The following is a 2993-nucleotide window of genomic DNA, read 5'->3' as shown; positions in this document are numbered from 1 at the left end:
AAATCCTATTAAACGCCTTTGAAATTTCAAACATCCACAAAAAATCTATTTTAAAACGCTTACAAAAAGCCTTTAAAACGATAGTTTCGCATTCAAAATATCCGCCGTTAAAGTCTCGCTTTACTACGCTTGCTGTTTGAAGCCCCCGAAGCATAAGAGCCTCGTAATAATCAAGCCCGAACTCGTCCGGGCTCATTTTTGCCTCAATGTAGGCAAGCAGCCTCTCTACTTTTTTGAGCGTTCGGCCTCGATAGCGGCATCAATGGCGCCCATAACCGATAGATAGCTTAGGCCTTTATCCTCGATCTCGGCCTTAAATTTTTCTATATTGTCGCCGCCCCGCACGCCCCTAAATGTAGCGAGCAAGGACTGGGCATATAATCCGGGCAAAAGCGCCCAGAACCTAGATAGCGTGCTAGCAAAAAAGGCCGCAAATTTAAGCGGCGAACTAAAAAATATAGTAAAAAACGATCTTAAAAACTACGAGCAGGATAAGAATTTATACGTTTGGCAAAAAGGGTTAAACGAGGCCGTAGAGCAAATCATCATAAAGAATGATCCAAAAACACCGATAAATATGGTGCAAGTGGGATTTTTGGGCGAAGCTCTAGCAAAAGCCGCGAGTAAAATTTTAGGGCTAGACGTAAATAGCAGCGGGATAATCCTAACAAAAAAGCACCTATCACACGCAAGTCCGAAGCGTAAAGCAGCCTACGATCACGCTTTTAGAGTGGATGAGATGAAACAAATCGTATCGGTACTTAACGACGAGACTAATGCCTACGCAGATCTTCGAGAGAGACATAAAAACATTATATTCGTATTTAACGACAGTAAAGACAAAACGAAGATAAATTTAATTCCTATAGAAATCAGCAAGATTATCCATAAATTTAAGCAAAGCAACTATGTAATAACGCTTGACAAAGTAGATATTGACGATTTTGAAAAGGCGCTAATAGGCGGGGAACTCGTAAAAATCAAAAAGTAGTAGGCGCGGGCAGGACTCGAACCTGCAACATCGGAGTATTAGTCCTGTGGTTACGCACCCGCTAGGGTTCACATCTTCGCGCCATAGATGATTATAGCCCTTTCACCCTCAAAAGTCAATTTAACTTATTAGCTATCTCGGCAGCCAAAAAGCGCTTGATATTTTCCTCTAAATTCGGCTCCAGCTTTCCGTTTTCATCGACCGGCAAAAAAGGACGAGCGGGTATTTTTGACTTATGTCCGCGTCCGGCGTTTGCGCCAAACTGATGAGATAGCCCGTAGGCAAAGCCTTTATGCGAGCTATTATTCGAGACGGTTACGCTTTTACTATCGGACGCTATATGCCAATTATCCGCCAGATGCCCGCTATCTCGCAGTATGCGCTCCGAACCGCCTCTTTTTACTTTTTGGGCTAGCGTACTTTGTTTAAGCGGCTTCCAGCTCTGCCCAAACGGGCTTTTTTGGTTTTCAAATGCAAATTCTATGGAGTTTGAGATCATATTGCCGATAGTATCAAAGGTGCTTTGAGATAGGGCATTGCCTTCCTCGAGCCGCTTTAGCATCTGGTTTATCTGTTCAAGCCCGTTTATTTCTACGCTCATGCTTTATCTTTCGACTTACAAAAGCGCTCGCTGCGAGACTTTGCCAAAGTCTTGCGAGTCAAAAAAGTCCTCTGCGGCGTTTAGAAGATACGGATTTGCTTTAGTGCCCGGGTGATTTACTTTTTTGCCAAACATTTGCCCCGTTTTTACGTTCGCCAGGGCTTTCATCTTTTTTGGTTTTATGACGTGAGGAGCGGTGCCGTCGTGAACGAATTTTGCGTACGGAGCTAGTTTTGTGTTTCCGACTTCTATCTCGAGGCCTTCTATGCGGTCGTCAAATACTTGAATATCTTTTTTGAGGTTGCCCGTTTTTATAGGAGCGGTATATTTAGCCTTTAAAACTATGCCCGAGCCTATACGAAAAAGGAAGTTTTTTAAATGTCTTTTAAAGTTCATTTAAAGGTCTTTTGAGCGTATTTTAACGCGTCTACAAAAGTACCACTAAAGCGCTCTTTAAATTTATCATGTATGAGAACTTCAAACTCGCAGGTTTCTTGCATCAACTCGTCATTTTTGGCTATTTTTATAGTTTCGTCGTCGATAGATATATCAAAAAACCCCATGATCAGTCCATCTTTTACACAAAGGGTAGCAAACATGTATTTTTTATTGCGTTTTTTGTCGTAGTCTTTGTTGTTCCAGAGCTCATAACCCTTGGCGTATATGCCCCATTCTGCGGTATCTACGTATAAAATAAACTCTCTCATTCTTGCCACCATCTTTTTATGATCTCTTGTTTTAATGTTACACTTTGTTTCTTAAAATACTCTTTTATATCATCGTGTTTATACGCCGTTACCAGCCTTACGCCGTCAAATACTAGAAAATATCCATTTTGGCTTATGGCGTTCGTCTTGTTCGCTTCGCCCTTTTTTGGAGCGATGGCGACTATAGAATTTAGCGCCCTTATGATGCCTTGCCTTAAATTGCCATCTTTTTGTAGTCTATATTTTAGTCCGTGTTCGCCGTTTGCTGCTTTGCCGTCCAGTATCCTCTCCACCCCAGTCTTATCGATATGTCTTAAAATTTCATCCTTACCGGGCGCTTGCGTGGCTTTCATCGTAACACCCTCGATCTCATACTCATCTACCCAAACCGGCACTACTTCGGTGCGGCAGCGGAAGTGATATGGCGGAAGCCCAAAGTTTGCATCCATCTTGTCGCTTCTGCCAAGATAGGGCGCAGTTCTCCATACGGCGGCCGCCTTTTTAGCAGCCATGCTCCTTGCCGCGGTGATAGCGTTTGCTTGTCTTTCTAGATGCTCTGCCGGTATGACTCGCCCATTCATAGAGCGGCATATGTCTGAGGTCTTAGAGTCCATTATGGCTACAACTTTATAAAAAGGTGCATCGTATTTTCTGGCTTGATTTACTCTTGCTATGTTTTGGCTTTGAGAGATGA

General features: G+C 42.9%; 6 protein-coding genes and 1 pseudogene. 1 reads left to right on the top strand and 6 read right to left on the bottom strand.

The genetic code is table 11. The annotated features are described in order from the left end of the window. Nucleotides 1–196: hypothetical protein (locus tag Q0546_RS08575; protein WP_298792199.1), on the bottom strand; the 196-nt coding region annotated here is incomplete at its 3' end. A gap of 29 nt (nt 197–225) precedes the next feature. Then, nucleotides 226–390, bottom strand: coding sequence for a hypothetical protein (locus tag Q0546_RS08570; RefSeq protein ID WP_298792197.1), 165 nt, complete (start codon nt 388–390; stop codon nt 226–228). Nucleotides 391–412: 22 nt separating this feature from the next. Between Q0546_RS08570 and Q0546_RS08565 the strand changes: the two genes are divergently transcribed. Beyond that, complete coding sequence (locus tag Q0546_RS08565) at nt 413–991, top strand: hypothetical protein (protein ID WP_298792196.1); 579 nt, start codon at nt 413–415, stop codon at nt 989–991. A 115-nt stretch (nt 992–1106) separates the two neighbouring features. On the opposite strand, the gene Q0546_RS08560 is transcribed toward Q0546_RS08565, so the two are convergent. From Q0546_RS08560 to Q0546_RS08545, 4 genes and pseudogenes are all read right to left on the bottom strand, one after another. Further along, nucleotides 1107–1592: a phage virion morphogenesis protein gene (locus Q0546_RS08560; RefSeq protein WP_298792192.1), complete on the bottom strand. Its 486-nt coding sequence runs from the start codon at nt 1590–1592 to the stop codon at nt 1107–1109. Between the two features lie 15 nt (nt 1593–1607). Further along, on the bottom strand, nt 1608–1988 hold the full coding sequence (locus Q0546_RS08555) for an HK97 gp10 family phage protein (RefSeq protein ID WP_298792190.1): 381 nt from the start codon (nt 1986–1988) through the stop codon (nt 1608–1610). Further along, complete coding sequence (locus tag Q0546_RS08550) at nt 1985–2299, bottom strand: hypothetical protein (RefSeq protein WP_298792189.1); 315 nt, start codon at nt 2297–2299, stop codon at nt 1985–1987. The genes Q0546_RS08555 and Q0546_RS08550 overlap by 4 nt, the downstream gene beginning before the upstream one ends. Beyond that, nucleotides 2296–2993: pseudogene (locus Q0546_RS08545) on the bottom strand (hypothetical protein); the annotation flags it as partial. The pseudogene Q0546_RS08545 and the gene Q0546_RS08550, both read right to left, overlap by 4 nt.

The sequence above is a fragment of the uncultured Campylobacter sp. genome (assembly GCF_937997465.1).
In the GTDB taxonomy this organism is placed as follows: Bacteria; Campylobacterota; Campylobacteria; order Campylobacterales; family Campylobacteraceae; genus Campylobacter_A.
Note: the sequence above shows the minus strand (reverse complement) of the source record. Positions and strands in the feature narration are given on the sequence as shown.